Source organism: Criblamydia sequanensis CRIB-18, from assembly GCF_000750955.1.
GTDB lineage: Bacteria > Chlamydiota > Chlamydiia > Chlamydiales > Criblamydiaceae > Criblamydia > Criblamydia sequanensis.
On the sequence record NZ_CCEJ010000018.1, the window covers coordinates 1 to 3,110 of the forward strand.

General features: G+C 35.8%; 3 protein-coding genes. All 3 read left to right on the forward strand.

The genetic code is table 11. The features are described from left to right. On the forward strand, window positions 1-193 hold a 193-nt coding region (locus CSEC_RS13275), incomplete at its 5' end, for a hypothetical protein (RefSeq protein WP_041018819.1). 211 nt (window positions 194-404) lie between these two features. Further along, window positions 405-2,894, forward strand: a complete 2,490-nt coding sequence (locus CSEC_RS12430; RefSeq protein WP_041018820.1) for a coiled-coil domain-containing protein — start codon at window positions 405-407, stop codon at window positions 2,892-2,894. A 31-nt stretch (window positions 2,895-2,925) separates the two neighbouring features. Then, window positions 2,926-3,110: hypothetical protein (locus CSEC_RS12435; RefSeq protein ID WP_041018821.1), on the forward strand; the 185-nt coding region annotated here is incomplete at its 3' end.

Sequence of the window (3,110 nt, forward strand, 5' to 3'; positions counted from 1 at the left end):
CGAAACCCTTAGAACCCACCAAAGAATCAACTCAGAACCTGAGGAGGGCACGTATATTCCACGATTCTTAAGAGAATTTTTGAGAGTAAATGAAGATGATAGCCAATACATTAGAGAAGCTAGCAACGAAGAACAAGAAGCTGATTGGCGCTTTCAAAAATTTGCAAACCAAATGGACGATATGTGGTTTTAAACGGATTAGTCCCAACCTAATCCATTCTTTTAATGAATGACAAAATCATTCCATTCTTACTCTTAATTCTTAATAAAAACTAAATATTCCATAATGTTAATAAATTATTAATTAATCTTTTTTAAGATAATTATTAAGCCATCTTAATTATCATTAAATTGTTTTTAATTTATAATATTATTAGCCAGTCTAAAAAACAAATAGAGGTTTTATGCAAGTACAACCGCTAGGAAAAGGGGAGCCATTAACAAATAATCATAAAATTGAGGTTCACAAAGAGATTGCTGAATCTGCTGAAGAAAAAGCAGTTGGAGAAGCGGTTATAAAGCCGTTTGAAGAATTAGCTGAAACTAAATTTTATGACTTTACCGGCGATAAGTGGACTTCTTTTTTTAGAAAAATTGCGAGATTCTTGGATTTTACAAAGTTCTTGGGAGGGTCATTAAACTCGAATGTGATTATTAGAGGATCTTTGAAAGAATGGGACCCCCAAAGACTAGAAAAGCGACACAATTTATTAAATAAATTTGGTGCTGAGCATTTGCAATTTACGAGCAAAACCCATGAAAAAGTCGATGCCCATTATCTGGACGCTTCAAAATTTTTACATCGATTGGAGGAGATGGGAGGGAAAAGAAAGGTTTTAAAATTTGACATACCGGAAGATAGTTCTTTTTATAAAGCTAAGAGAGTCAATGTTTTAGTCGAAGGCGAATTATCTATAACAATGCATGAAATTGATAAAGATAAAGTTGATTTAGACGATAAAAAAACCCTTAAGGCTGCTGAAGGAACATTTCTTAGGTTTAGTAAAAAAATAGTAAAGGACGAAACTACAGGCAAATATTATGCTCTTGATTTGACGTCTTATAATAGGCTTTTAAAAACAACTTATCGTAATTCTGAAGGCGCAAGTGATAATGATTCCGCTATAATATTTAGAGATTTTGAAATAGATGGCGAAGGTAAATGGGAAGATAATTTTCTAAATTTTAAGCAAGAAATTCCGGCGATCGAGTTTAAAAGAGACGATTTTGAAAAGCATAAAGATATTGAGCTCGAAAGATATCTTTATCAAACAGGTTGGGATTTTGTCTTTTTAGGAGATACCTATTACTTGACAAGGAGAAATGATTGTCCTCAAGCCGAAATGTTTTTTTTGCAAAATAGGGTCAAAGATCCTGAAATGACTTTGCAAATTGCTGATGCAAAACCTTTAGAGACAACAAGAAAAACCATTATTCTTACTCAAAATCAAACGGACATTTATGAACAGCATATAAATGAAATTCTAACCTATGCTTTGGAGGGCATTAATGTTCTTGTCTATAATAACCCGGGTAAAGGTTTAAGCACCGGTCTTGCTGATAATACTAACTTAAATGCCTCTATTGAAGCAGCTTATCTGTATCTTCATGACATAAAAAAAATTAAGGATAAGGATATTATTGCAAAGGGTCAATGCTTTGGAGCTGCGCCAACAGGCTGGCTTGGAAGACAGCATCCAAAAATTAATATCATCATGGATCAAAACTTAGCCAATTTTCATGAAAAGGTCATGGAGGAAATAAAATTAAGATCAAATGAAGCAGCCATAATGAGTAAAAAAAGAAAAGAGTTGGAGATCTTAAAGCCTAAGGTACTAGAAATAAAAGCATTGGAAGATGAGATAAAACAAATTATCGGAATTGAATCAGAAAAGATCTCGAATCTAAGAAAAGAGAAGAAAGATTTAGATCAGAAAAGAATGGACTTAGTGCAAAACCTCGGAAAAGAAACAGAGGCTAGCGGCCAGTTGATGGAATTGATAAACCAAAAAGATGATGAAATTGATGCCATTAAAGAAAAAATAAATATTATCGACGACAAAATTCAGACTATAAAAGCTAAAGTTAAAGAAATAGTAGAGTTGGAAGTCAGGATTCAAGATTTAAGGGCGTTAGCAAATAGCACTGAAGAATTGAAAGCAAGTATTGAGGAGCTAAAAGCAAAAAGAGAGGAACTAACGGATCTTGAAGAAGATTTACTTCCTCCCGGCATTCCTCAACGAGAAGATCGAATCACGCAAATACAAAAACTTACCGCCAAAATTTTGGAAATAGCCAGAAGAAGAGACCCGGCATTTGATGAGACTTATAAAGGGTTTGCTGAAAAGGTTACGGAAGTCGAAGAATTTAAGTATAAATACTTAGAAGCTTGGGCTCCCTATATTATCAAGCTTAATTACATCGTTGAAGGTCTTGTGAGAGCACTTTTTAGCGGCTATAACACAGCTGAAGATATACGTGCTAACCAGGGGAATAAACTAATCCACATAAATGTAGCCGGATTTGGCGGACCTGGAGATGAGCTAGTTTTGCCTCATCACCCTGAAATGATGATAGAAAGCGCGCCCGTAACTAGATCGCCAAAGGTGGTTAAATTGTCGATGAATCCCGGTGGAAAACATGTCACGGATTGGTGGCTAAGCTGGGAATCCCGAGAAGCTGTCATGGACTTTTTTAAAAAGACTAAATCGCTCGCTAATTTGACAGAAAGAGCTTCAGAATTTGGGGAAGAGCTTAAAGCCATACCTATGCAATTAGGGCCGCCTCCAAGACCTGCAAGACAAGCTCCGGCGACACAGCAAGAACCAAAAGCCAGGCCTCTATATGATCCCCTTGATCCTATGAGGCTTGATCCGTTTGATCCATTCATTTAATCTCGTAGTTACTAAACACTTTTGAGGTTTTATGCAAGTGAGGCCTGTAAAAGAATGTGAGGCAATTACTTCTAAACATCATATAGAGCCTCATCAGGTTAAAACACCGGAAGAAAGTGCGATTGAAAAAGCGGTCGATGAACCCTTTGAAGAGCTTGGTAAAATCAAGTTTTTTGATTTTACCGGGAGTGCGTGGGATTCTTTCTTAAGAAAGGT